Origin of the sequence: Conyzicola lurida (genome assembly GCF_014204935.1) — a bacterium.
In the GTDB taxonomy this organism is placed as follows: Bacteria; Actinomycetota; Actinomycetes; order Actinomycetales; family Microbacteriaceae; genus Conyzicola; species Conyzicola lurida.
Genome location: NZ_JACHMJ010000001.1, coordinates 290,584 through 312,184, shown reverse-complemented (window position 1 = coordinate 312,184; position 21,601 = coordinate 290,584). Strand labels below are relative to the sequence as shown.

Annotated in this window: 20 protein-coding genes; 8 read left to right on the top strand and 12 right to left on the bottom strand. The window is 68.3% G+C overall.

Features of this window, described 5'->3' with window-relative positions; all coding sequences use genetic code 11:
* Positions 1-128 precede the first annotated feature (128 nt).
* Positions 129-1,229 (top strand): ABC transporter ATP-binding protein, encoded by a 1,101-nt coding sequence (locus HD599_RS01585; protein ID WP_184233021.1) that lies wholly within the window; start codon positions 129-131, stop codon positions 1,227-1,229.
* A gap of 91 nt (positions 1,230-1,320) precedes the next feature.
* The gene (locus HD599_RS01580; RefSeq protein ID WP_184233019.1) at positions 1,321-2,595 is read left to right on the top strand and encodes a DUF4032 domain-containing protein; all 1,275 of its coding nucleotides are present in this window, start codon (positions 1,321-1,323) and stop codon (positions 2,593-2,595) included.
* A 299-nt stretch (positions 2,596-2,894) separates the two neighbouring features.
* On the opposite strand, the gene rlmB is transcribed toward HD599_RS01580, so the two are convergent.
* From rlmB to ispD, 3 genes are read right to left on the bottom strand one after another with little or no spacing between them, the layout of a single operon-like run.
* Positions 2,895-3,920 carry a 23S rRNA (guanosine(2251)-2'-O)-methyltransferase RlmB gene (gene rlmB / locus HD599_RS01575; RefSeq protein WP_184233017.1) on the bottom strand — a complete coding sequence of 342 codons (1,026 nt, stop codon included), beginning with the start codon at positions 3,918-3,920 and terminating at the stop codon, positions 2,895-2,897.
* On the bottom strand, positions 3,917-5,335 hold the full coding sequence (cysS, locus tag HD599_RS01570) for a cysteine--tRNA ligase (protein WP_184233016.1): 1,419 nt from the start codon (positions 5,333-5,335) through the stop codon (positions 3,917-3,919). Before cysS ends, rlmB begins: the two co-directional genes overlap by 4 nt.
* Before the next feature lie 57 nt (positions 5,336-5,392).
* Positions 5,393-6,568, bottom strand: coding sequence for a 2-C-methyl-D-erythritol 4-phosphate cytidylyltransferase (gene ispD, locus HD599_RS01565; protein ID WP_184240175.1), 1,176 nt, complete (start codon positions 6,566-6,568; stop codon positions 5,393-5,395).
* A gap of 201 nt (positions 6,569-6,769) precedes the next feature.
* On the opposite strand from ispD, the gene HD599_RS01560 reads away from it, so the two are divergent.
* Positions 6,770-7,336, top strand: coding sequence for a DNA modification methylase (locus HD599_RS01560; protein WP_184233014.1), 567 nt, complete (start codon positions 6,770-6,772; stop codon positions 7,334-7,336).
* Between the two features lie 50 nt (positions 7,337-7,386).
* Here the strand turns inward: HD599_RS01560 and HD599_RS01555 are convergent, their stop codons facing one another.
* Positions 7,387-8,067 (bottom strand): response regulator transcription factor, encoded by a 681-nt coding sequence (locus HD599_RS01555; protein WP_184233012.1) that lies wholly within the window; start codon positions 8,065-8,067, stop codon positions 7,387-7,389.
* Positions 8,064-9,218, bottom strand: a complete 1,155-nt coding sequence (locus tag HD599_RS01550; protein WP_184233010.1) for a sensor histidine kinase — start codon at positions 9,216-9,218, stop codon at positions 8,064-8,066. Before HD599_RS01550 ends, HD599_RS01555 begins: the two co-directional genes overlap by 4 nt.
* Before the next feature lie 166 nt (positions 9,219-9,384).
* Between HD599_RS01550 and phoU the strand changes: the two genes are divergently transcribed.
* Positions 9,385-10,038: a phosphate signaling complex protein PhoU gene (phoU, locus tag HD599_RS01545; RefSeq protein WP_184233008.1), complete on the top strand. Its 654-nt coding sequence runs from the start codon at positions 9,385-9,387 to the stop codon at positions 10,036-10,038.
* Positions 10,039-10,141: 103 nt separating this feature from the next.
* On the opposite strand, the gene HD599_RS01540 is transcribed toward phoU, so the two are convergent.
* From HD599_RS01540 to HD599_RS01530, 3 genes are all read right to left on the bottom strand, one after another.
* Positions 10,142-12,217, bottom strand: coding sequence for an acyltransferase family protein (locus HD599_RS01540; protein ID WP_184233006.1), 2,076 nt, complete (start codon positions 12,215-12,217; stop codon positions 10,142-10,144).
* Between the two features lie 87 nt (positions 12,218-12,304).
* Complete coding sequence (locus HD599_RS01535; protein WP_184233004.1) at positions 12,305-14,359, bottom strand: acyltransferase family protein; 2,055 nt, start codon at positions 14,357-14,359, stop codon at positions 12,305-12,307.
* A gap of 253 nt (positions 14,360-14,612) precedes the next feature.
* Positions 14,613-15,356, bottom strand: a complete 744-nt coding sequence (locus HD599_RS01530; RefSeq protein ID WP_184233002.1) for a phosphoglyceromutase — start codon at positions 15,354-15,356, stop codon at positions 14,613-14,615.
* Positions 15,357-15,415: 59 nt separating this feature from the next.
* Here HD599_RS01530 and HD599_RS01525 point away from each other — a divergent pair, with 59 nt between their 5' ends.
* Both HD599_RS01525 and HD599_RS01520 read left to right on the top strand, forming a co-directional pair.
* Positions 15,416-16,207 carry a class I SAM-dependent methyltransferase gene (locus HD599_RS01525; protein ID WP_184233000.1) on the top strand — a complete coding sequence of 264 codons (792 nt, stop codon included), beginning with the start codon at positions 15,416-15,418 and terminating at the stop codon, positions 16,205-16,207.
* Positions 16,207-16,674, top strand: coding sequence for a GNAT family N-acetyltransferase (locus HD599_RS01520; protein ID WP_184232998.1), 468 nt, complete (start codon positions 16,207-16,209; stop codon positions 16,672-16,674). The genes HD599_RS01525 and HD599_RS01520 overlap by 1 nt, the downstream gene beginning before the upstream one ends.
* Before the next feature lie 72 nt (positions 16,675-16,746).
* Here the strand turns inward: HD599_RS01520 and HD599_RS01515 are convergent, their stop codons facing one another.
* The 4 genes from HD599_RS01515 to HD599_RS01500 form a co-directional block, all read right to left on the bottom strand.
* Entirely contained in the window at positions 16,747-17,859 is a 1,113-nt protein-coding gene (locus HD599_RS01515) for an FUSC family protein (protein WP_343061823.1), read from the bottom strand.
* A gap of 4 nt (positions 17,860-17,863) precedes the next feature.
* Entirely contained in the window at positions 17,864-18,952 is a 1,089-nt protein-coding gene (gene ygfZ, locus HD599_RS01510; protein WP_184232995.1) for a CAF17-like 4Fe-4S cluster assembly/insertion protein YgfZ, read from the bottom strand.
* Positions 18,945-19,541, bottom strand: a complete 597-nt coding sequence (locus HD599_RS01505; protein ID WP_184232994.1) for a heme-binding beta-barrel domain-containing protein — start codon at positions 19,539-19,541, stop codon at positions 18,945-18,947. The genes ygfZ and HD599_RS01505 overlap by 8 nt, the downstream gene beginning before the upstream one ends.
* A gap of 162 nt (positions 19,542-19,703) precedes the next feature.
* Positions 19,704-19,961, bottom strand: a complete 258-nt coding sequence (locus HD599_RS01500; RefSeq protein WP_184232992.1) for a hypothetical protein — start codon at positions 19,959-19,961, stop codon at positions 19,704-19,706.
* A 51-nt stretch (positions 19,962-20,012) separates the two neighbouring features.
* On the opposite strand from HD599_RS01500, the gene HD599_RS01495 reads away from it, so the two are divergent.
* Positions 20,013-20,705: a winged helix-turn-helix domain-containing protein gene (locus tag HD599_RS01495; protein WP_184232990.1), complete on the top strand. Its 693-nt coding sequence runs from the start codon at positions 20,013-20,015 to the stop codon at positions 20,703-20,705.
* 13 nt (positions 20,706-20,718) lie between these two features.
* The gene (gene mshD, locus HD599_RS01490; protein ID WP_184232988.1) at positions 20,719-21,576 is read left to right on the top strand and encodes a mycothiol synthase; all 858 of its coding nucleotides are present in this window, start codon (positions 20,719-20,721) and stop codon (positions 21,574-21,576) included.
* Positions 21,577-21,601 lie beyond the last annotated feature (25 nt).

The following is a 21,601-nucleotide window of genomic DNA, read 5'->3' as shown; positions in this document are numbered from 1 at the left end:
TTCTGGGAATCGCCCAAACGACCGCTGAGCGCGGGTTAGTGCCATAATGACATTTGTGGCCCTCGGGTCACTTTCCATTCACTCGGATCGTCCGGCACGTACCTGCCGGTGAAGGAGCATTAATAGTCATGGCATCAGTCACTTTCGACAAGGCAACCCGCCTCTACCCGGGTTCCACCCGCCCCGCAGTCGACGCGCTCGACCTCTCGGTCGCAGACGGCGAATTCCTCGTCCTCGTCGGCCCCTCCGGTTGCGGTAAGTCCACCTCTCTGCGAATGCTCGCCGGCCTCGAAGAGGTCAACGACGGCAGCATCCTCATCGGCGACCGCAACGTCACCGACGTCCCGCCGAAGGACCGCGACATCGCGATGGTCTTCCAGAACTACGCGCTGTACCCCCACATGACCGTCGCCGAGAACATGGGCTTCGCGCTCAAGATCGCCGGCATCGGCAAGGACGAGCGCGCCACCCGCGTTCTCGAGGCAGCCAAGCTCCTCGACCTCGAGCCCTACCTCGGCCGCAAGCCGAAGGCGCTCTCCGGTGGACAGCGTCAGCGCGTCGCCATGGGCCGCGCCATCGTGCGCCAGCCGCAGGTGTTCCTCATGGACGAGCCGCTCTCCAACCTCGACGCCAAGCTGCGCGTGCAGACCCGTACGCAGATCGCTTCGCTGCAGCGCCGCCTCGGCGTCACCACCGTCTACGTGACCCACGACCAGACGGAAGCCCTCACCATGGGCGACCGCATCGCGGTTCTCAAGGACGGCGTCCTGCAGCAGGTCGGAACGCCCCGCGACCTGTACGAACAGCCTCAGAACGTCTTCGTCGCCGGCTTCATCGGTTCGCCGGCCATGAACCTGTTCGACGCCGACGTCGTCGACGGCGGTCTCAAGTTCGGTACCGCCATCGCCGCTGTCGACCGCGACACCCTCGGTGAAGCGACCGCCAAGAAGGTCACCATCGGCATCCGCCCCGAGGACATCCGCGTCTCGCCGACCGGCGAGGGCCTCCCCGTCGACGTCGACCTGGTCGAAGAGCTCGGCGCCGACGGCTACCTCTACGGACACACCGAGATCGACGGCAACCGCGTCGACATCGTCGCGCGCGTCGACGGCCGTTCGCACCCGAACGCCGGCGACAAGGTCTTCGTCCTCCCGGAGCCGAACCACGTGCACGTGTTCAACACCGAGTCCGGCCTGCGCCTCAGCAAGAAGGCCGTCGTCGCAAGCTAGTCGAACCATCCGTTGATCGAGCCTGTCGAGATCTACTGACGAATGTCGGGAGATCGAGACAGGCTCGATCCACGTTAAGGAGAAGCACCCCATGAGCGGCTCACTCAACATCACCGCGGCCACCGTCGACCCGGCACTCCTCGACCTGCCGTGGAACCTCCCCCTCGAGGTCTGGCCGGAAGACACCATCGCCGCCCTGCCCAAGGGCATTTCGCGCCACCTCGTGCGCTTCGTCAACCTGAGCGGCTACGTCGTCGCGATCAAGGAGACATCGGCCGAGCTGGCGCGCAAGGAGTACGACATGCTGCGCACGCTGCAGCGTCTCGACATCCCGTGCGTCGACCCGATCGCGGTCATCACCAACCGCACGACCACGGAGGGCGAGGACCTCGAGTCGTCGCTCGTCACCCGGCATCTCAAGTTCTCGCTCCCCTACCGGGCGCTCTTCTCCCAGACCCTGCGCCCCGATACCGCGACGCGGCTCGTCGACGCCCTCGCCGTGCTGCTCGTGCGCCTGCACGTCGTCGGCTTCTTCTGGGGCGACGTGTCGCTCTCCAACACCCTGTTCCGCCGCGATGCCGGCGCGTTCGCCGCGTACCTCGTCGACGCCGAGACCGGCCAGCTCTACGACGGTCTCTCCAACGGGCAGCGCGAGAACGACCTCGAGATCGCCCGCGTGAACATCGCCGGCGAGCTGTTCGACCTCCAGGCCGGCGGCAAGATGGCCGAGGAAGTGGATCCGATCGCGATCAGCGACGGCATCGTCAACCAGTACCGCACGCTCTGGAAGGAGCTCACCGGCTCCGAGCAGTTCGACTCGTCGGAGCGCTGGCGCATCAACGACCGCGTGCAGCGCCTCAACGACCTCGGGTTCGACATCGAAGAACTCGCGATCAAGACCGACGAGACCGGCACCAAGGTGCGCATCCAGCCGAAGGTCGTCGACGCCGGCCACCACTCGCGCCGCCTGCTGCGCCTCACCGGCCTCGACGCCCAGGAGAACCAGGCCCGCCGCCTGCTCAATGACCTCGACTCGTACACCGCGAGCTTCGGCAAGCAGGACCTCGACGAAGAGGTCGTCGCACACGAGTGGGCGCAGCGGGTGTTCGAACCAGTCATCCGCGCCATCCCGAAGGAACTCAAGGGCCGCCTCGAACCGGCCGAGATCTTCCACCAGCTGCTCGACCACCGCTGGTACATGTCGCAGAACATGGGTCGCGACATCCCGCTCGCCGAGGCCGTGTCGAGCTATGTCGAGAACGTGCTGCGCCACCGCCGCGACGAGGCCACCGTCATCGACCCGCCGACCGGCGCGATAACCCTGCCGGTCGACGTCGTCGCCGACGACTGGCGTTCCACGGTCTGACCAATCGCGGGTTGAGCCCGCGCGGTGGAGCTATGGCAAACGCGCCATCGTTTGCGCGACCCAGCGCCGAAGGAGTCTGCAACTGAGGGTTATGGCTGAGTTGCGACACACCCGCCCGTCCGGCGTTCATCATTCAGGCCAGATCGGCCGCGGTGCCCCGCCGACCCGCGAGACTCCGCGGCTTCCCGCGCCCGCCGGCCCGCGGCATCCTGAATGACGAACGCGGCCCGCCCCACGAACGCCCGCAACGACGAAGCGCGCCGGACCCGGAGGCCCGACGAGCTCGACGTGCGGAGAAGCTACTTCTTCTTGGCCGCGGCACGCAGCCGGCTGACCTCGTAGAGCGCGACCGACGCGGCGATGCCGGCGTTGAGCGACTCGGTCGAGGCGTTGATCGGGATCGAGACGATGGCGTCGCAGTTCTCGGTGACGAGGCGCGAGAGGCCCTTGCCCTCGCTGCCGATCACGAGCAGAACGGGCTCCTTGGCGAGCTGAAGGTCGGGCAGCGACACTTCGCCGTCGCCGGCGAGGCCGAGCACGAAGACGCCGCGCGACTTGTATTCCTTGATCGTCGCGTTGAGGTTGGTGGCCATCGCGACGGGCGTGCGGGCCGCGGCACCGGCCGAGGTCTTCCACGCCGAGGCGGTGAGGCCGACCGAGCGACGCTGCGGCAGGATCACGCCGTGACCGCCGAACGCGGCGACCGAACGGATGATCGCGCCGAGGTTACGCGGGTCGGTGATGCCGTCGAGGGCGACGAGCAGCGGCACGCGGCCGGACTTCTCGATCTTCTCGAGCAGCTCGAGCGGGTGCGCGTACACGTACGGCGGCACCTTGAGGGCGAGGCCCTGGTGCACCGAGTCGAATCCGGCGAGGCGGTCGAGTTCGGGGCGCATGACCTCGAGTATCGGGATGCCGCGGGTGGTCGCGATTTTCACGACCTCCTTGACGCGGTCGTCGTATTCGATGCGGGTCGCCATGTAGAGCGTCGTCGCGGGGATGTTCGCGCGGAGCGCCTCGAGCACCGAGTTGCGGCCGGTGACGACCTCGACCTCGTCGCTCGACTTCGCGCGACGCTGCTGCTGCGGGCGCTGCTCGGCGCCGGGCGCCTCCTTGCCACGCGACGGCTTGCGTCCGCCAGCCGCCTCGAAGCGCTCGTTGGCCGCCTTGCGCTTGCCCGCGGGATGGTACGGACGGTCCTCGGCCTTGGGGGTGGGCTTCTTGCCCTCGAGCGCCTGACGCCCCTGGCCGCCCGAGCCGACCTGCTTGCCCGAACTGGTCTTGCGTACGGCGCCTGCGCGCGACTTGTTACCTGGGTTCTTCACGACTCAATACTCCAATGGGGGCCGGACGGGGTGTCCTCAATAGAGATGCCCGCGGCCACTAGTTCATCACGAATGCGGTCAGCTGCGCTGAAATCGCGGGTCTCCCGTGCGTGCTCACGGTCGGCAATAAGCCGTTCGACGAGGGAAGCCAGTGCCCGTTCCGCCGGTACAGAGCTTACAGTGGCCCACTCGGGCGCGTCGGGGTTGATTCCGAGAACCTCGGTCATGGCGACGACTTCGGCGCGGATGGTGGCGACGAGCGCCAGATCCTCGCTGTCGAGGGAGGCATTGCCGCTGCGCACACGCTCGTGCAGCACGGCGAGCGCCTGCGGCACGGCCAGGTCGTCGTCCATCGCCTCGGCGAACTCGTCGGGCACCACCGGCAGTCCGGTCGCGGCGAAACGGGTGTTCTCGATGCGGCGCTGCGACCGGTCGAGGAACACCTCGATGCGCTCGAGGGCGGCTTCCGCCTCGACGAGCGCACCGTCGTGGTAGTCGATGGTCGACCGGTAGTGGGCGGCGCCGAGGTAGTAGCGCACCACCAGGGGTCGGGCGAGGTCGAGGAACTCGGCCGCGAAGATCGAGTTGCCGAGCGACTTCGACATCTTCTGGCCGTTCACGTTGACCAGGCCGTTGTGCACCCAGTAGTTCGCGAACGCGTCGCCGGCCGCGGTGGACTGGGCGAGCTCGTTCTCGTGGTGCGGGAACCGCAGGTCGAGGCCGCCGCCGTGGATGTCGAAGTTGGCGCCGAGGTAGCGCGAGCTCATCGCGGAGCACTCGATGTGCCAGCCGGGACGCCCCGCTCCCCACGGTGAGACCCACGACGCCGAGGCGGGCTCGTCGGCCTTGTGGCCCTTCCACAGCGCGAAGTCCTGCGGGGCGCGCTTGCCGCGGGGGTCGGCGTCGGATGCCGCGACCATGTCGGCCGGCTTCTGGTTGGTCAGCTCGCCGTAGGCGGGCCACGAGGCGGTGTCGAAGTAGACGTCGCCCGCGGCGGGGTACGCGTGGCCGTTGTCGATCAGGCGTTGGATGATGGCCTGCATCTCGGTGATGCTCGCCGTCGCCCGCGGTTCGTAGGTGGGGGGCAGGATGCCGAGGCGGTCGTATCCGGCCGTGAATTCGAGCTCGTACCGGTAGGCGAGGGCCCACCACTGTTCGCCGTCGCCCTCGGTCGGCGACGCGTTCGCGAGGATCTTGTCGTCGATGTCGGTGACGTTGCGCACGAGGGTGACGTCGAATCCGCGGTAGCCGAGCCAGCGACGCCACAGGTCGTAGACGAGGGCCGAACGCAGGTGTCCGATGTGCGGCGACGACTGCACGGTGGGTCCGCAGACGTAGAGCCCCACCTTGCCGGCCTCGAGGGGCACGAAGTCGGTGGTTTCTTGGCGTTTGGAGTCGTAGAGGCGCACAGTCACGCGCGCCAGTTTATCGGCGTGGCGGGGCGCGCGGCGCAGTGTGTCGGGCGGGCGGGGCTAGCGGCGGAGCAGCGCCGTGGCGATCGCGGTGATGCCTTCGCCGCGGCCGGTGAAGCCCAGACCGTCGGTGGTGGTCGCCGAGACGCTGACCGGCGCACCGACCATCGCGCTCATCCGCTCCTCCATCAGCGCGCGACGCGGCGCGATCTTCGGGCGGTTGCCCACGATCTGGACGGCGACGTTGTCGATCGAGAACCCGGCGTCGGTGACGAGACGCACGGTAGCGCAGACGAAGACGTCGCCGCGGGCGTCGGCGAAGCGCGGGTCGTCGGTGCCGAAGTTGCCGCCGATGTCGCCGAGTCCGGCAGCGGAGAGCAGCGCGTCGCACACCGCGTGCGCGACCGCGTCGCCGTCGCTGTGGCCCGCGAGGCCGGCTTCGTCGGGCCAGTGCAGCCCGCCCAGCCAGAGCGGCACGAGCTCGTCGAACTGGTGCACGTCGATGCCGATGCCGGTACGCGACACCGACGCGGGGGCGTTCTCGTCGACGATGGCTTCCGCGCGGCGCAGATCCCACGGCGTCGTGATCTTGAACGCGAGCGGGTCGCCGTCGACCACGGTGACGGGCAGCCCCGCGGCCGCGAAGACCGCGGCGTCGTCGGTGTAGTCCTCGTTCGCGGTCGCGTAGGCCGCGAGCAGCCCCTCACGCGGGAATCCCTGCGGCGTCTGCACGGCGACGAGTTGCGAGCGGTCGACGGTGCGTTCGACAGCGCCGGTCCAATCGAGCTGTTTGATCGTGTCGGCGACGGCGAGACCCGGGATGACGCCTCCCCCTGTCGCGCGCACGCCGGCGACGACCGCTTCGAACTGGCTGGCGGGGGTGAACGCCCGCGCGGAATCGTGGACCAGCACGATCTCGATTCCCGGCTCGAGCACAGCGAGTCCGGCCTCGACCGACTGCTGGCGGGTGTCTCCGCCCGCGACGACGGTCACGTGCGCGGCGGCGGGACCGGCCACGCGCTCGGCGAGCTCACGGGCGACCTCGAGCCGTTCGGCGGGTGCGACGACGACGACCTGGGCGGCATCCGCCATTAGAAAGACGCCGGAGAGTGCGTGTTCGAGAATCGACCTGCCGCGCACCGGCACGAAGGCTTTGGGTTCGGCGGCACCAAGACGGGTTCCGCTGCCGGCCGCGACCACGACGACCGCGACGACGGGGGCGGTCACGAGGGGGATCCGACGGGGAGGAGAGCCTGCTGGAACACGCGGATACCTTGTCGTCGGAGGTCAATGGAACGGCCCGACTTTATCACCCCGCTCCGCGGGTAAGGGTGGCCTTACTCCGCATCGGGAGGCCTCTTTGACTAAACTGAAGCTCCAGCAGGTCTGTGCGGTCAGCCGCGCGATTCTGGTCAATATTCTGCCCTGGAGGCTCCAGTGAACGCTCGCGGCGCGGCATCCGCCATCCTCATCGGCGCTGTCCTTCTCGGCACGACCGGTTGCTCGCTCTTCTCCGAGAAGGCGACGCTGATCCAGTACGACCCCAGCGACGGTGTCAGCGCCGACCTGGGCGATATCGAGCTGCGCAACGTGCTCGCGATCTCGGAAGACGGCGAAGACCTCAACCTGGTCCTCACCGCGATCAACACGAGCGACGACGGCATCTTCGTCACGTTCGAGTTCGCCGACGGTTCCGACGAGCAGGTCGACGAGCGTCTCTACGTTCCGGCCAACTCGTCGAAGTCCGTGGGACAGCCCGACGAAGACAAGGTGACCCTCGTCGGCGCGGACACGCAGGTCGGCGGCACCTTCCCGGTCTACGCCCAGTACGGAGACGTGCCCGGCCAGGAGCTGCTCGTTCCCGTGTTCGACGGCAGCCTGCCCGAGTACTCGACGCTGCTGCCGGTCGCTCCCACCGCGACGGCCACGCCGACCGATAGCGCCACGCCGACGCCGTCCTCGACCTCGACTCCGTCGCCGGAGTCCACCGACACCGCCGAGTAGGCGACAACAACGAAGGCCGGCTCGATCTCGAGCCGGCCTTCGTCGGTTAACTACGCTTCGAACCGGTAGCCGAGGCCGCGCACCGTAACCAGCATTGTCGGTTCCGACGGCACCTTCTCAATCCGCGAGCGGATGCGCTTGATGTGCACGTCGAGGGTCTTGGTGTCGCCGAAGTAGTCGGCGCCCCAGACGCGGTCGATGAGCTGGCCGCGGGTGAGCACGCGTCCCGAGTTGCGCAGCAGCAGCTCTAGCAGCTCGAACTCCTTGAGCGGCATCGCCGTCTCGGCGCCGTCGACGCTCACCGTGTGGCGCTCGACGTCCATGCGGACCGTGCCCGCCTCGAGGATCGACTCGTGGTCGTCCTCGGCTTCGATGCGGCGGCGCAGCACGGCGCGGATGCGGGCCAGCAGCTCGCGGGTGGAGTAGGGCTTGGTGACGTAGTCGTCGGCGCCCAGCTCGAGTCCGACGACGATATCGATCTCGCTGTCCTTCGCGGTCAGCATGATGATCGGCACGTTCGAGCGAGTGCGGATCTCGCGGCAGACCTCGGTGCCGGATAGCCCCGGGAGCATGAGGTCGAGGAGCACCAGGTCGGCGCCCGCACGGTCGAACTCGGCGACGGCGGCGAGGCCGTCGGCGGCGATCGTCGTCTCGTACCCCTCGCGCTCGAGCAGGTACGCGAGCGGTTCGCTGAGCGACTGCTCGTCTTCGACGATGAGGATCGTGGTCATTTCTCTTCTCCAGTACCGGCCTCGGCGGTTGTCGCCTCTGGCAGTCGAATGGTGAACGTGGATCCGCTGCCCAGTTGGGACCAGACCCGAACGTCACCACCGTGATTGTGGGCTACGTGTTTGACGATGCTCAGGCCGAGACCCGACCCGCCGGTGTTGCGGCTCCGAGCGGGGTCGATGCGGAAGAACCGCTCGAACACCCGGTCGAGATCCTCCTCGGGAATTCCGACCCCCTGGTCGGTGACGGCGATCTCCACGATGCCGCCCGAGTTGCTGACGCCGATGCCGACCCTGGCCGGCGACGACGACGAGTACTGGATCGCGTTGGCGATCAGGTTGTGCAGCGCGACCACGAGGAGCGACTCGTCGCCGTAGACGGTCGCGCCGTGGTCGCCGCCGCTCACCAGCGCCACGGAGTTGGCGTCGGCCACGACGTGGTTCTGGTCGATGGCGAGCGAGACGACGTGGTCGATGGAGACGAGTTCGGGCTTGGCCAACGCGTCGGCGGCCTGCAGGCGGGAGAGCTCGATGATCTCCTGCGTGATGCGGGCCAGGCGCTCGGATTCCTTGGAGAGGCGCTTGGCGAACTTGCGCACCTGGTCGGGGTCGTCTGCCGCGAACGAGAGGGCTTCGGCGAGCAGACTCACCGCGCCGATGGGCGTCTTGAGCTCGTGGCTGATGTTCGCCACGAAGTCGCGGCGCACGTCGTCGAGGCGGTAGGCCTCCGTGCGGTCCTCCGCCAGCAGCAGGATGTAGCGGGCTCCGAGCCGTGCCACCCGTACGAACAGGTAGAGGTTCGCGTCGCCGAACGGGCCGCGGGCCAGATGCACTTCTTCGGTGAGTGTCTGGCCGGTGCGCCGCACCTTGTCGACGATCGACACCAGCTCGGGGTGCACGAGCGCCTGGTGCGCGACGAGGCCGAACGCGAGCGCGCCCGGGCTCACCTTCACGACGTTGTTCGACGGGTCGAGAACGACGCCCGCCGACTCGAGCGCGTCGATCACCTGGTCGACACCGTCGGGCACGGTCGGGCTGACGACGTCGACAGCGCGCTGCCCGCGGCGTGCGGCCAGTACGACGATCGCGACCATGCCGGCTCCGACAACAGTTCCGAAGACAAGCGACAAGGGCACCAGCCATTCGGAGTCCATAGCGACTAGGTTAGTTACATCTTGAGGCTGACCTCGCAGCTGACGACCTGCCGCCAGTGCACTTTGCACACTGTTCAGGTCGTCAACACCCTCCGTTTACCTGACGAGGGCAGTCTGGCGTGAACTGTGCGGGATGAACCATGCCCGCCACGAAAGGGACGAAAACGTGCGCGAGGTATTCCAGCAGGAGCTCCGAGAAGTTCAGGAGCGCCTCGTTGAGATTGCGGCCCTGGTCGCGGTGTCGATCGACAACGCAACTCGGGCATTCAACGAGTCCAACGTCTCCCTCGCGGAGACGGTCATCGCCGACGACGAGAAGATCGACGTCGCGGCACTCGAGCTCGACGAGCTCGCCATCAACATCCTGGCCCGCCAGCAGCCGGTCGCCCGCGACCTGCGCATCGTCGTTAGCGCGCTGCGCATCTCGGCGTCGCTCGAGCGCATGGGCGACATGGCCGAGCACATCGCCCAGCTCGCCCGTTACCGCTTCCCCGACAAGGTCGTGCCGAAGAGCCTGCGCGGTACCTTCGCCGAGCTCGGCGCCCTCGACGTCGCCATCGCGAACAAGCTCGTCGAGCTGCTCACGACCGAAGACACCCGCCTCGCCGAGGAGATCCGCAACGACGACGACCGCATCGACGCTCTGCACCTCAGCGTGTTCGACAAGGTCCTCGGCGAGACCTGGAAGGGTGCGGCGGTCGATACCGTCGACGCGACCCTCGCCTCGCGTTACCACGAGCGTTTCGCGGACCACGCGGTCTCGATCGCCAAGAAGGTGCAGTACCTGGCGACCGGCGACTGGGTCGTCGCCTCCAGCTAGCACTGTCGCGGACTGAGCCTGTCGAGTGGAATTTCGACAGGCTCAATCCTCGTTAACGACGGATGCCACGCCTCACGACTCGAGGCGTGGCATCCGTCGTCCACTACTCGGCCGCGTACGCCGCCGAGATCTCGTCGTAGAGCCACTCGTCGCCGAACGAGCGGGTGAGGTACTCGCTGAGGTGGTTGCTGTCGAAGAAGGCGGGGATACCGCCGACCACGGGGTAGCAGACCGTGTCGCAGAACACCGACTCGAAGTTCACATAGCTGAAGTTCTCGTTGTCCATGGACTCCGCCGCGAGGCTGAGGCCGGTTTCGGCCCTGACCCCGTCGATCGGCATCGTGCACTCGTCGGTGCTGGAACTCTGCGTCTCGGCGACGCAGCCGGCAGCCGTGGTCGAGAAGGCCGGGGTGTCGGCGATCACGATGACGTGCTTGCCCGCGTCGAGCCAGGTGTTCCACGCCTCGACGTAGCCCTCGCCCGTGTCGGGCTGGCCGCCGCTGGTGTAGATGTTCGCGCGCGCGGTGGTGATGACCACGTCGATGTCGGGGTCTTCCGCGATCATGGGGATCATCGCGGGCCGCCAGATCTTGCAGGCGGCCACCTCTTCGGGGCTCGAGACCGCGGCTGCCACGGCGAGGTCGGCCGTCGCGGCGCACCCGCCCTTGAGGAACGTGTGGATGCGCGCGTCGTGCACGGAGGCGATGGTGTCGAGCGCTCCCGACCACATCTCGGCGTGCGAGTCGCCGACGATCGCGATGTCGAGCGACTGCTCGCCCTCCGGCTCGCCGAACGAGCAGGAACGAAGCACGCCGTTGTCGATCGGGATGTCGTCGCAGACGGTCCCGCCGGTGGTGCTGGAGATCAGGTTGAACTGGCCGCTGGCGAGCAGATAGCTGCGGTCGGCGAGCTCGCGCGAGTCCGAGCAGTCCGCCGTGCCGAGTTCGGCCTGGGCGCCGAAGCACTCGCCCGGGTCGCGCGATTCCGCGGCGAGTTCCGCGGCCACCGAGGCGCCGCGGTCGCGCAGCGTGTACACGCCGGCCGCCGTGGGGATGAGCACCACGGCCATCGCGGCGACGGTCATCACGAGGATCCAGCGCGGGCGCACGCGGGCGAGCGGGCCGAGGCGCACCGGGTCCTCGACGAAACGCTTGGTCAGGAGGGCGAGGATGAACGTGATCGCGAGGATGGTGAACTTGTCCTGGTCGCTGATCGCGCGGTGCAGCACCCACGGGGCGGCGACGATGAGGGGCCAGTGCCAGAGGTAGGCCGCGTAGCTCACGTCGCCGACGATCTGCACGGGGCGGAACTCGGTGAGCTGCTTGGGCGACCAGGCGTGGTCGACCTCGCCGATGGCGATGACGAGCGCGACACCGACGACCGGGATGAGGGCGGCGGGGCCGGGGACGCCGGACTGCCCGTCGAAGAGCACGGTACTGCCGAGAATCAGCGCCCAGCCGACCCAGACCAGCGGGATCAGACGGCGGCGGATGACCTCGCTGAACACGGGGAGCAGGGCGATGAGACCGCCCGCGGCGAATTCCCACGCCCGGGCGGTGGTCTGGAAATAGGTCGCGGCGGGCGTGTGCGAGATGCCGTAGGTCGCCCAGGCCAGCGAGAGCAGGAAGATGCCGGCGAAGGCCACAGCGGTGACGACGACCTGCGTGCGCTTGGCGCGGCGGAAGGTCAGCCAGGCCACGACCAGCAGGATGAGAGGCCAGACGAGGTAGAACTGTTCTTCGACCGACAGCGACCAGTAGTGCGTGACCACGGTCTGCGCGTCGCCCTGGGCGAAGTAGTCGAGCGAGTTGGAGGCGAGCAGCCAGTTCAGCACGTAGACGGCGGCAGCGCCGATTTGGTAGAGCGAGTTCTCCCAGACGGGCATGGGCAGCCGGATGACGGTGAAAACGGCACACACGGCGAGCACGAGCAGCGCGGCGGGCAGCAGGCGGCGGGCACGACGGGCCCAGAAGGCGCCCAGACGGATCTTGCCGGTGCTCCGCGACTCGCGGAGCAGGTGCGAGGTGATGAGGTAGCCGCTGATCACGAAGAAGACGTCGACGCCGATGTAGCCACCGGGCAGCACGTCCGGCCACATGTGGTTCACGATCACCGCGAGCACAGCTACGGCGCGCAGCGCCTGTAGATCTGTGCGGAAGTCCCGCTTCGGTGCACTCATCGTTCCCCTTATTCCGGCCACGACGACCCTCTCCGGCGCTGGCTCATTGTAGCGGTCCCTGAGAACACCTCATGACCCGCCCGACGGTTACTGCTGCACGAACGGTTGTGTCAGCTCGTCGTTGAGCCATTCCTCGCCGAACGAGCGCGTGAACGCCTCGGTGAGGTGATTGCTGTCGTAGTACGCGGGGATTCCACCGACGACGGGGTAGCAGACGTCGTCGCAGAACACGTCGGAGAAGTCGACCACGCTGAAGTTCTCGTTGTCGATCATCGCCGCGGCGCGGGTCAGTCCCGACTCGGTGTCGAGGCTCTCCACGGGCACGGTGCACGAGTCGAGGATGCAGTCGACGATGTCGACGGGCAGCACGGGGGGCTCGGCCATGAGAATGACGCGCTTGCCCGAGTCGAGCCACTGGTTCCACGCGTCGGCATACCCGGTGCCGGGGTCGGGCTGGCCGTTGACGGTGTAGCGGTCCGACCATGCCGTCGTGATGATGATGTCGATGTCGGGGTCGTCGACCAGCCTGGCGATCATGTCCGTGCGCCAGGCGTGGCACTCGGCAATGTAGGCGGGGTCCGTGCTGATCGTGCCCACCGCGGGGTCCGCGGTCGCCGTGCAGCCGCCCTTGAGGAAGGTGTGGATGCGCGCGTTGTGCACGGGTGCCACGGTGTCGAGGGAGCCCGACCACATCTCGGCGTGCGAGTCGCCGACGATCGCGATGTCGAGGTCCTGCGACCCCTCCGGCACACCGAACGAGCAGGTCTTGACGAACCCGTTGGCCGTGGTCACGTCTTCGCAGACGGTGCCGCCGGTCGTGCTGGAGATGAGGTTGAACTGGCCGTTGGCGAGCAGGTACCCCTGGTCGTCGAGTTCGCGGGAGTCGGAGCAGTCTGCGGTGCCGAGTTCGGCCTGGGCACCGAAGCACTCCCCCGGGTCTTTCGACGCGGCGACGAGCTCGGCGGTCGCGGAGACGCCACGGTCGCGCAGTGCGAGCACACCGACGGCTGACGGCACGACGACCACGGCCATCGCGACCACTGTCATCACGAGGATCCAGCGCGGGCGCGTGCGCGCGAGCGGGCCGAGGCGCACCGGGTCTTCGACGAAACGCTTGGTGAGCAGCGCGAGAACCAGGGTGATGGCGAGCAGCACGAGCTTCTCCGGCGTGCCGATCGGCCGAGACAGGATGACGGGGGCGGCGACGATCAGCGGCCAGTGCCAGAGGTACGCCGAGTAGCTCACGTCACCGATGATCTGCACGGGACGGAACGAGGTGAGCGCCCGCGTCGACCAGGTGTGGTCGGCCTCGCCGATCGCGATGACGAGAACCACACCGAGCACGGGGATGAGGGCTGCGGGGCCGGGGACGCCCGACTGCGAGTCGAACAGCACGGCGCTGCCGAAGATGAGCGCCCAGCCGAGCCAGACGAACGCGCTGAGGCGGCGGCGGATCGTCTCGCTGAAGACGGGGAGCAGCGCGACGAGTCCACCGGCGGCGAACTCCCACGCGCGGCCCGTGGTCTGGAAATACGCGGCAGACGGTGTCTGGGCGGTGGAGTACACGGCCCAGGCGAGCGAGACGAGCGCGATACCGGCGAAGACGACGGCGGTGACGACGACCTGCGTGCGCTTGGCCCGACGGAAGGTGAGCCAGGCGACGACCAGGAGGATGATCGGCCAGACGATGTAGAACTGCTCTTCGACCGACAGCGACCAGTAGTGGGTGACCAGGGTCTGGGCCTCGCCCTGGGCGAAGTAGTCGAGCGAGTTCGAGGCGAGGAGCCAGTTGAGCACGTAGACCGCGGCGGCGCCGATCTGGTACAGCTCGTTTTCCCACTGGGGAAGGGGCATTTTCACGACGGTGAAGACCGCGCAGACCGCGAGTACGAGTAGCGCGGCGGGCAGCAGACGGCGGGCGCGACGCGCCCAGAACGCGCCCAGTCGGATCTTGCCTGTGCTCCGCGACTCGCGGAGCAGGTGCGACGTGATCAGGAATCCGCTGATCACGAAGAAGACGTCGACGCCGATGTAGCCGCCGGGCAGGACCTCGGGCCACATGTGGTTGACGATCACGGCCAGCACCGCTACGGCGCGGAGCGCCTGCAGATCAGTGCGGAAATCCCGCTTTGGTCCAGTCATCGTTCCTCTATCCCGGCCATGACTTGGTCACCCAAGCAGGACGCAAGCGTTCTGACATACGTTCCGCTGACACGAGTCGAGCCGACACAGATTTCCTCGGAGACGCCTGTGGTACGACGAACCTCTTCGGGCACTTGGACATCCTAGTTCCTCGATTAGCGGCCCTCAGAATCGGCACGGCGAGGAAACTACGGGGAAAACAGCGACGCGGGCCGCCCGGCCGAAGCCGGACGACCCGCATGAGGCGTCGACGCTACTTCTTGCCCTGGCTCGCGACCGCGGCGGCGCCGGCGGCAGCAGCCTCGGGGTCGAGGTAGTACGCGGGCTTGATCGGCACGAAGTTCTCGTCGAGCTCGTAGACGAGCGGGATGCCGGTGGGCACGTTCAGCTCGGAGATGTCGGCGTCGCTGATGTGGTCGAGGTGCTTGATCAGCGCGCGCAGCGAGTTGCCGTGCGCGGTCACCAGCACGGTTTTGCCCGCCTTGAGGTCGACGGTGATGTCGCTCTCCCAGTAGGGCAGCATGCGGTCGATGACGAGCGCGAGGCTCTCGGTGCGCGGGATCTCGCCGTCGATACCGATGTAGCGCTCGTCGTGCACCTGGCTGTACTCGGCGTCGTCCTCGAGCACGGGCGGCGGCACGTCGAAGCTGCGACGCCACTCCATGAACTTCTCCTGGCCGAACTTCTCCAGGGTCTCCGCCTTGTCGAGGCCCTGCAGCGCGCCGTAGTGACGCTCGTTGAGACGCCAGGTGCGCTTGACCGGGATCCACAGGCGGTCGGCGACCTCGAGCGCGAGGTTCGCGGTCTGGATCGCGCGGGTCAGCACGCTCGTGTAGAGGATCTCGGGCTTGAGGCCCGACTCGGCGAGCAGCTCGCCGGCACGCTTCGCCTCGTCCACGCCCTGGTCGCTCAGTCGCACGTCGACCCAGCCGGTGAAGAGGTTCTTTTGGTTCCAGTCGGAGTTGCCGTGGCGCAGGAGGATGAGCGTGTAAGTCATGGGATCAGCTTATCCATCGCGACGCCGGTCGAGCCTGTCCAGACCCTAGGCTGGAACCCATGCCCATCGGTTCGATCACGCGCGGCACGACGGGCACCAACCGGCTGCGCCGCATCGACCGCTGGATCGCCACTCTGCCGGCCCTCCGCCACGCGCAGGACCCGCTCGTCGTCGACCTCGGCTACGGGGCGTCCGCCACCACGACGCTCGAACTCCACCACCGTCTCTCGGCCGTGCGCCCCGACGTCGAGTTGATCGGCATCGAAATCGACCCCGCCCGGGTGAAACTCGCCTCCCTCTCGGCGAAACCCGGTGTGAGCTTCCGTCTCGGCGGGTTCGAGGTGCCGCTCCCGGGCGATCGTCGGGCCACCGTCATCCGGGCCTTCAATGTCCTTCGCCAGTACGACGAGAGCCAGGTGCTCGAGAACTGGCACCGGGTCGTCGACCGCCTGCAGCCGGGCGGCGTGCTCGTCGAGGGCACCTGCAACGAGGTGGGCCGGGTTGCCAGCTGGGTGGATGTCGCGGCCGACGGCCCGCAGAGCTTCACCGTCTCGCTGCGTCTCGACGGTCTCGACAAACCGTCGATCGTTGCCGAGCGGTTGCCCAAGGTGCTGATCCACCGCAATGTCGCCGGTGAGAAGGTGCACGCCTTCCTGCTCGCGCTCGACAAGCACTGGCAGTACAACGCCGCGCTGTCGACCTACGCGCCGAGCCAGCGCTGGATCGCGACGGTCGCGGGCCTGCGCGACGAAGGATGGCCGGTGCTCGGCACGAAGTCACGCTGGCGGCTCGGCGAGCTGACCGTGAAGTGGGACGCGGTCGCGCCGCTCGGCTTCTCGTGGGGACGCTGATGGCGAGCGTATCCATCGTGCCGCTCGGCCTCGAGGAGGCGCGACGGGTGCTCGCGCAGACACCTCTGCCGTCGGACAACTGGGCGCCGGGGTACCCGTTTGCCGACGAGCTCGACGTGCTGCCGCTGTTCATCGACGCGTTCGAGCGGAACGGCAACCCGGCTCCCTTCGGCCTGTACGCGGTCGTGCGGTCGGACGACGGCGCGTACATCGGCGGCATCGGGTTCTTCGGACCGCCCGAGGACGGGGTGGCGGAGCTCGGCTTCGGGCTGATCGAGGGCGCGCGGGGGCACGGCTTCGCCGCGGAGGCCCTCGCGTCCGCCATCCGGATCGCTCTCGACAACGGGGCTACGTCGGTGGTCGCTGACGCCCTGGTCGACAACCCCGCCTCGCACCGCACGATGCTCACGGCGGGAATGGTCGAGACGCGGCGCGACGATCGGCTCGTCTACTTCGCGACGCGGTAGGCGCGCGCTGCGCGATCGGCGTCGCGCTGCCGGTTGACGGGCCGCGCGGCGCTGACAATACAGCGCGACCCCCTACACCTCCGGCAGCAGCGCCCGCGCCTCGTCGGCCGGACGCCCCGAGGCGACGAGCAGGTCCACGACGAGCGGCCGGGTCAGCAGCACGATGATCGTCTCGGTGACGGGAGCCCCCGGCACGATCAGGTCGGGCGCGAGACGGGGTGCGATCTTCTCGAACGCCGCGGCGGCGTCGTCGAAGCGCGCGGGGTCGTCGATGCTCGCCCCGAGCATCTCGATGCCGGCGGCGAACTCGCCGAGCAGCGCGGCCAGTTCGGGGCGCTCGATGCCGTCGCGAAGCAGGAAGGAGACGCGCCGGTCGATGATCCGCAGGTGCCGGGCGGCGAGGTCGAGCCCCTGCAGCACCCGCGCCTGCTGACGCAGCGACGGCAGGTGCCGGCGCAGGAACGGCGAGATGCGCGCGATCGAGATCGCCGAGTCGAGCGCCGAGCTCCAGTCGTCGATGAGCGGTTGGGTGCGGCGCAGGCGCTCGACCGCGAGCGAGGCAGCCGGTTCGTCGCCGTGGCGCAGGCCGTCGAGCAGCGCCTGGAAGGATTCGGCGAGCGTCGAGAGCAGGCGTCCGGCGTCGCGGCGGGCGAGCCCGCGCGGGTCGCGCGGCACGAGCGCGGTCACGGCGAGCGCCACGAGCCCGCCGATGAGTCCGTCGATGCTGCGGGTGAGCACTCCCCCGTCGGGGTCGGGCAGCAGCATCACCATCATCGACTGCACCCCGGCGGCCGCGGCGAAGGCGGCGCTGGGCGAGGCGAACCGCGCCACCACGAAGGTGAGGAAGAGGATGAGCGCCAGCTGCCACACCCCGCTGCCGAGCAGCGTGAACAGCAGCTCGCTGAACAGGATGCCGATGAGGATGCCGACGACCGAGTCGAACACCCGCCGCGGCCGGGCATCGCGGCCGAACCCGAGGGTCGAGATGACGACCGTGATCGACAGCAACGGCACCGAGTGCCCGAGCAGGTAGTGCGAGATCGAGTAGCTCACCACGACGCCCGCGACGATCTGCACCGCGGCCGGCACGGAGTTGTACGCCCGGGTCGCCGCGATCTTCAGATCGAGACGACGGCGCATGGCGCGGTCGAAGCGCCGCAACCGGTCGGCCGACGGGGACGTCACGGGACTAGCGGCGGACGGCACCGAGACGCGGCAGCCGCGGCACGTTCGCCTCGGCACCCGCGTCGCGCGGCACGATCACTTCTTGTGCCGCGGCGATGCGGATTCCGTCGGACAGGATCGCGAGCTCGGCATCGTGCTCGGTGCCGCGCTTGATCACGGCGAGGGCGATCGGCCCCAGCTCGTAGTGCAGAGCCGACGAGGTGACCGTGCCGATCGCGGCATCCGCGATATCTGAGGCATCGTGCACCGCCACGGGGTCTCCCGGGGCGGGCAGAACGCCGTCGGACCCGTCGATGTGCAGCATCACGAGGCGGCGCGGCGGGTGGCCGAGGTTGTGCACCTTGGCGACCGTCTCCTGTCCGCGGTAGCAGCCCTTGGTGAGGTGCACCGCCGACCGCAGCCAGTCGAGCTCGTGCGGGATGGTCTTCTCGTCGGCCTCGGTGGCGAGGCGCGGGCGCCACGCCGCGATGCGCAGGGCATCGAGGGCGAGCGTGCCGGCGACGGGCAGGGCGGATGCCGCGGCCAGGGCAGACGGCGCGACGAGTGTCTCGCTGTACGACCACTCGGCACCGGGGTGCTCGGCGACCTGGGCGTACTGGTGCCCGCCGCGCACGACGGAGCTCCACGGGTCGTGCCACACCAGCGGTACCCCGTTCGGTGCGGCAGCCTCGATCGCGGGGGTGCCCAGCGATCCGATCGTCGCGAAGTCGGCGCTGCGGTCGGCGAGCTCGACCCGCAGCATAAAGCGCATCTTGCTGAGCCAGGCGAGCAGGCCCGCGGCCTCGTCCGCGTCGACCAGCAGCCACGCGGTGTCGCCGTCGTCGACCACCCGGATGGCGTATTCGAGCCGGCCGTTGATGTCCAGCTGCAGCGTCTCGCCGGAGTCGCCCGGTTGCAGACCCGCGATCGACTGCGAGGTGAGCGAGTCGAGCCAGGTCAACCGGTCGGAACCGGACACCGTGACGATGCCGCGGTGGCCCAGGTCGACGACCGCGCTGCCGTCGACGAGTATCTTTTGCTCGCCGAGCGGGTTGCCGTAGTGCTGCGGCGGCGAACCGACGGCACCGGGCAGTGCCTCGAAGAAATCACTCAACTCTGCTCAGGCTCCCCGACGAGTGGGTGCGCAGGTCCTGCCCGAGCGCCGCGATGTCCCACGCCCACAGCAGCTTGCTGTCGACGAGGCCGTAGATGCGTGTAGCCGCGCTGTACTCCTTTGCCGAGGCGGTGCGCAGCACGGCGTCGGTCGCGAGGTCGATCCGCGGTCCCTTGATCTGTCCGACGTACAGCTCGCTCACGCCGAGCGGGTGCACGAGCGACACCTCGATGTCGAAGCCGTCGTTGGCATTGCGCAGGGTCTCGACCTCGGTCGCCGTGGAGAACGGCTTCGGCCCGACGCCGGGCAGCATCCCCGGGCCGGAATCGCCGTCGTGCGACGGCCGGCTGAGGCGCCAATACCCCGTCTCGGAGACGTGCGGGGTGTTCTCGTCGTTGAGAGACCAGGTGTACGACGTGTAGTTCAAATACGGCAGACCGTCGTGCGTGAAGCTCAGGCGCTGCCCGAACTCGTGCTCGCGGATCTCGTCGCCGACCGCGTAGTGCACGACGCCGGTGCCCTCCCACAGCCCGATGAGCCAGGAGAGGGGGACGATTTCGGCGGGAAGATCGGCGTTGAGCTCAATCACGGGGCGGCTTCAGTCGAGAGGGACGAGCGCTCAGCGCTGGCCGCGGAAGAGGTTGTAGAGCACGACGATCGACGTGTACCCGATCGCGAGGCTCGCCAGAATGAGGAGTCCGGTGAAGAAGAGTTCGAAGGCGATGACCATAGAGTCAGCCTAACTCCTGCCCTACGCGAGGGCGAGCAGAATGCCGGATGCCGCGGCGAGCACGATCAGCGAACCGCCGGTCGAGGTCATCACCCGCGTGACGAAGCCTTCTTTGCGACGGATCCCGAGCTGGATCGCGAACGCTACGAGCACGGTCGCCGCGAACACGATCGGGATCCAGGTGAAGTACTTCTCCGGCGCGGCGATCACTCCGATCAGAACCGCTCCGACGATCGAGAGGGCCCACACGGGGAGGATGCTTGCCAGCTGCCAGGTCACACTGCAATCTTAAGGCGCTTGTAGACTGTCCGCAGGCACTTTGGAGGACCCGTGGCGCAGCTGCTTATCCTGACCTCTGCGGGCGACAATGACGTTCTCCCCGCATTGGGGCTACTCAGTCATAAAACTCGACAAATTCCGGCCGAGCCGGCTTCGCTCATTACTGCGCCCACTTGCGACCTGATTTTCATCGATGCGCGTTACGACCTGGCCAGTTCCAAGTCGTTATGCAAGATTTTGAACACCACGGGTGTGACCGTTCCGCTCATCCTCATCCTCACCGAGGGCGGCCTCACGGCGGTCTCCGCTGACTGGGGTGTCGACGACGTGATCCTCGAGGGCGCGGGCCCCGCCGAGGCCGACGCGCGCATCCGGCTCGCGATCGGACGGCAGGCGCAGGACAAGTCGAGCACCAAGATCCAGGCCTCCGGCGTCGTCATCGACGAGGCGAGCTACTCGGCCAAGGTGCACGGCAAGCCGCTCGACCTGACCTTCAAGGAGTTCGAGCTCCTCCGGTTCCTCGCCACGCACCCGTCGCGCGTGTTCACCCGCGAGCAGCTGCTCAGCGAGGTCTGGGGTTACGACTACTTCGGCGGCACCCGCACCGTCGACGTGCACGTGCGGCGCCTGCGCGCCAAGCTCGGCGACCTCGAGTCCCTCATCGGCACGGTGCGCAACGTCGGCTACCGCTTCAACGTCTACGAGGACGAGAACGAGCGCTTCCCGTCTCCCCTCCCCAACTGATCGGTCGCTGAGCTTGTCGAAGCGCGCCGAAGTAGAGACCCTCACCACTCGTCCCGACTGGCTCGACGTGCTCATCCAGCGCGCCACCCGCGCCGACGGACAGCCCCCGTTCTCCGACGGCAGCCTGGTCGAGCTCGCGACCGGTGCCCGGCAGATCCTGGCGGTCGGCGACGTCGCCGCGGCTCTCGTGTCGTCCGACGAGGCCGAGTTCGTCGTCGACCCCGACGCGCGCCGCCACGGACACGGCACCCAGCTGCTGGAGGCGCTGCTCGAGCGCGTGCCCTCGGGCCTCAAGGTCTGGGCTCACGGCGACCACAAAGCCGCGCGCGCCCTCGCCGCGAGCCACGGCCTCGAGCCGGTGCGCGAGCTGCTGCAGTTGCGGCTCCAGCGGGTTGAGCCGCCCCAGCGGGTTGAGCCTGTCGAAACCCCCGCCCGAAACACCGGGATTTCGACGAGCTCAATCCGTCTCCCCGACGACGCCGACGCGTGGCTCGACCTCAACGCCCGCGCCTTCGCCCACCACCCCGAACAGGGCCGCGTCACCCGCGCCGACCTCGACGTGCTCGCCGCCGAGCCCTGGTTCGACGCGGAGGACTTCCTTCTGATGCGCGAGGGCGACGAGCTCGTCGGCTACTGCTGGCTCAAGGTCGAGCACGGGATCGGCGAGTTCTACGTGGTGGGTGTCTCGCCCGACCGTCAGGGTGCGGGACTCGGCCGTCACCTCGTCGAGGCTGGCCTCCACCGGTTGGCCGAGCGCGGCATCCGCACTGCCTCTCTGTATGTCGAAGCCGACAACACCGCCGCCGTGCGGCTGTACCGGTCGTTCGGCTTCACCGACCACGCGGTCGACATCCAGTACGCCGCCGTCTGAGCCCGAAGTTGTTCATCCCTGATTC

What these genes read in the sequence shown, in the direction of transcription:
- HD599_RS01530 (WP_184233002.1), bottom strand. Translation starts at nt 15,356, where the DNA reads ATGACTTACACGCTCATCCTCCTGCGCCACGGCAACTCCGACTGGAAC.
- HD599_RS01585 (WP_184233021.1), top strand. Translation starts at nt 129, where the DNA reads ATGGCATCAGTCACTTTCGACAAGGCAACCCGCCTCTACCCGGGTTCC.
- HD599_RS01580 (WP_184233019.1), top strand. Translation starts at nt 1,321, where the DNA reads ATGAGCGGCTCACTCAACATCACCGCGGCCACCGTCGACCCGGCACTC.
- HD599_RS01550 (WP_184233010.1), bottom strand. Translation starts at nt 9,218, where the DNA reads ATGGACTCCGAATGGCTGGTGCCCTTGTCGCTTGTCTTCGGAACTGTT.
- HD599_RS01540 (WP_184233006.1), bottom strand. Translation starts at nt 12,217, where the DNA reads ATGAGTGCACCGAAGCGGGACTTCCGCACAGATCTACAGGCGCTGCGC.
- HD599_RS01555 (WP_184233012.1), bottom strand. Translation starts at nt 8,067, where the DNA reads ATGACCACGATCCTCATCGTCGAAGACGAGCAGTCGCTCAGCGAACCG.
- HD599_RS01525 (WP_184233000.1), top strand. Translation starts at nt 15,416, where the DNA reads ATGCCCATCGGTTCGATCACGCGCGGCACGACGGGCACCAACCGGCTG.
- HD599_RS01520 (WP_184232998.1), top strand. Translation starts at nt 16,207, where the DNA reads ATGGCGAGCGTATCCATCGTGCCGCTCGGCCTCGAGGAGGCGCGACGG.
- HD599_RS01535 (WP_184233004.1), bottom strand. Translation starts at nt 14,359, where the DNA reads ATGACTGGACCAAAGCGGGATTTCCGCACTGATCTGCAGGCGCTCCGC.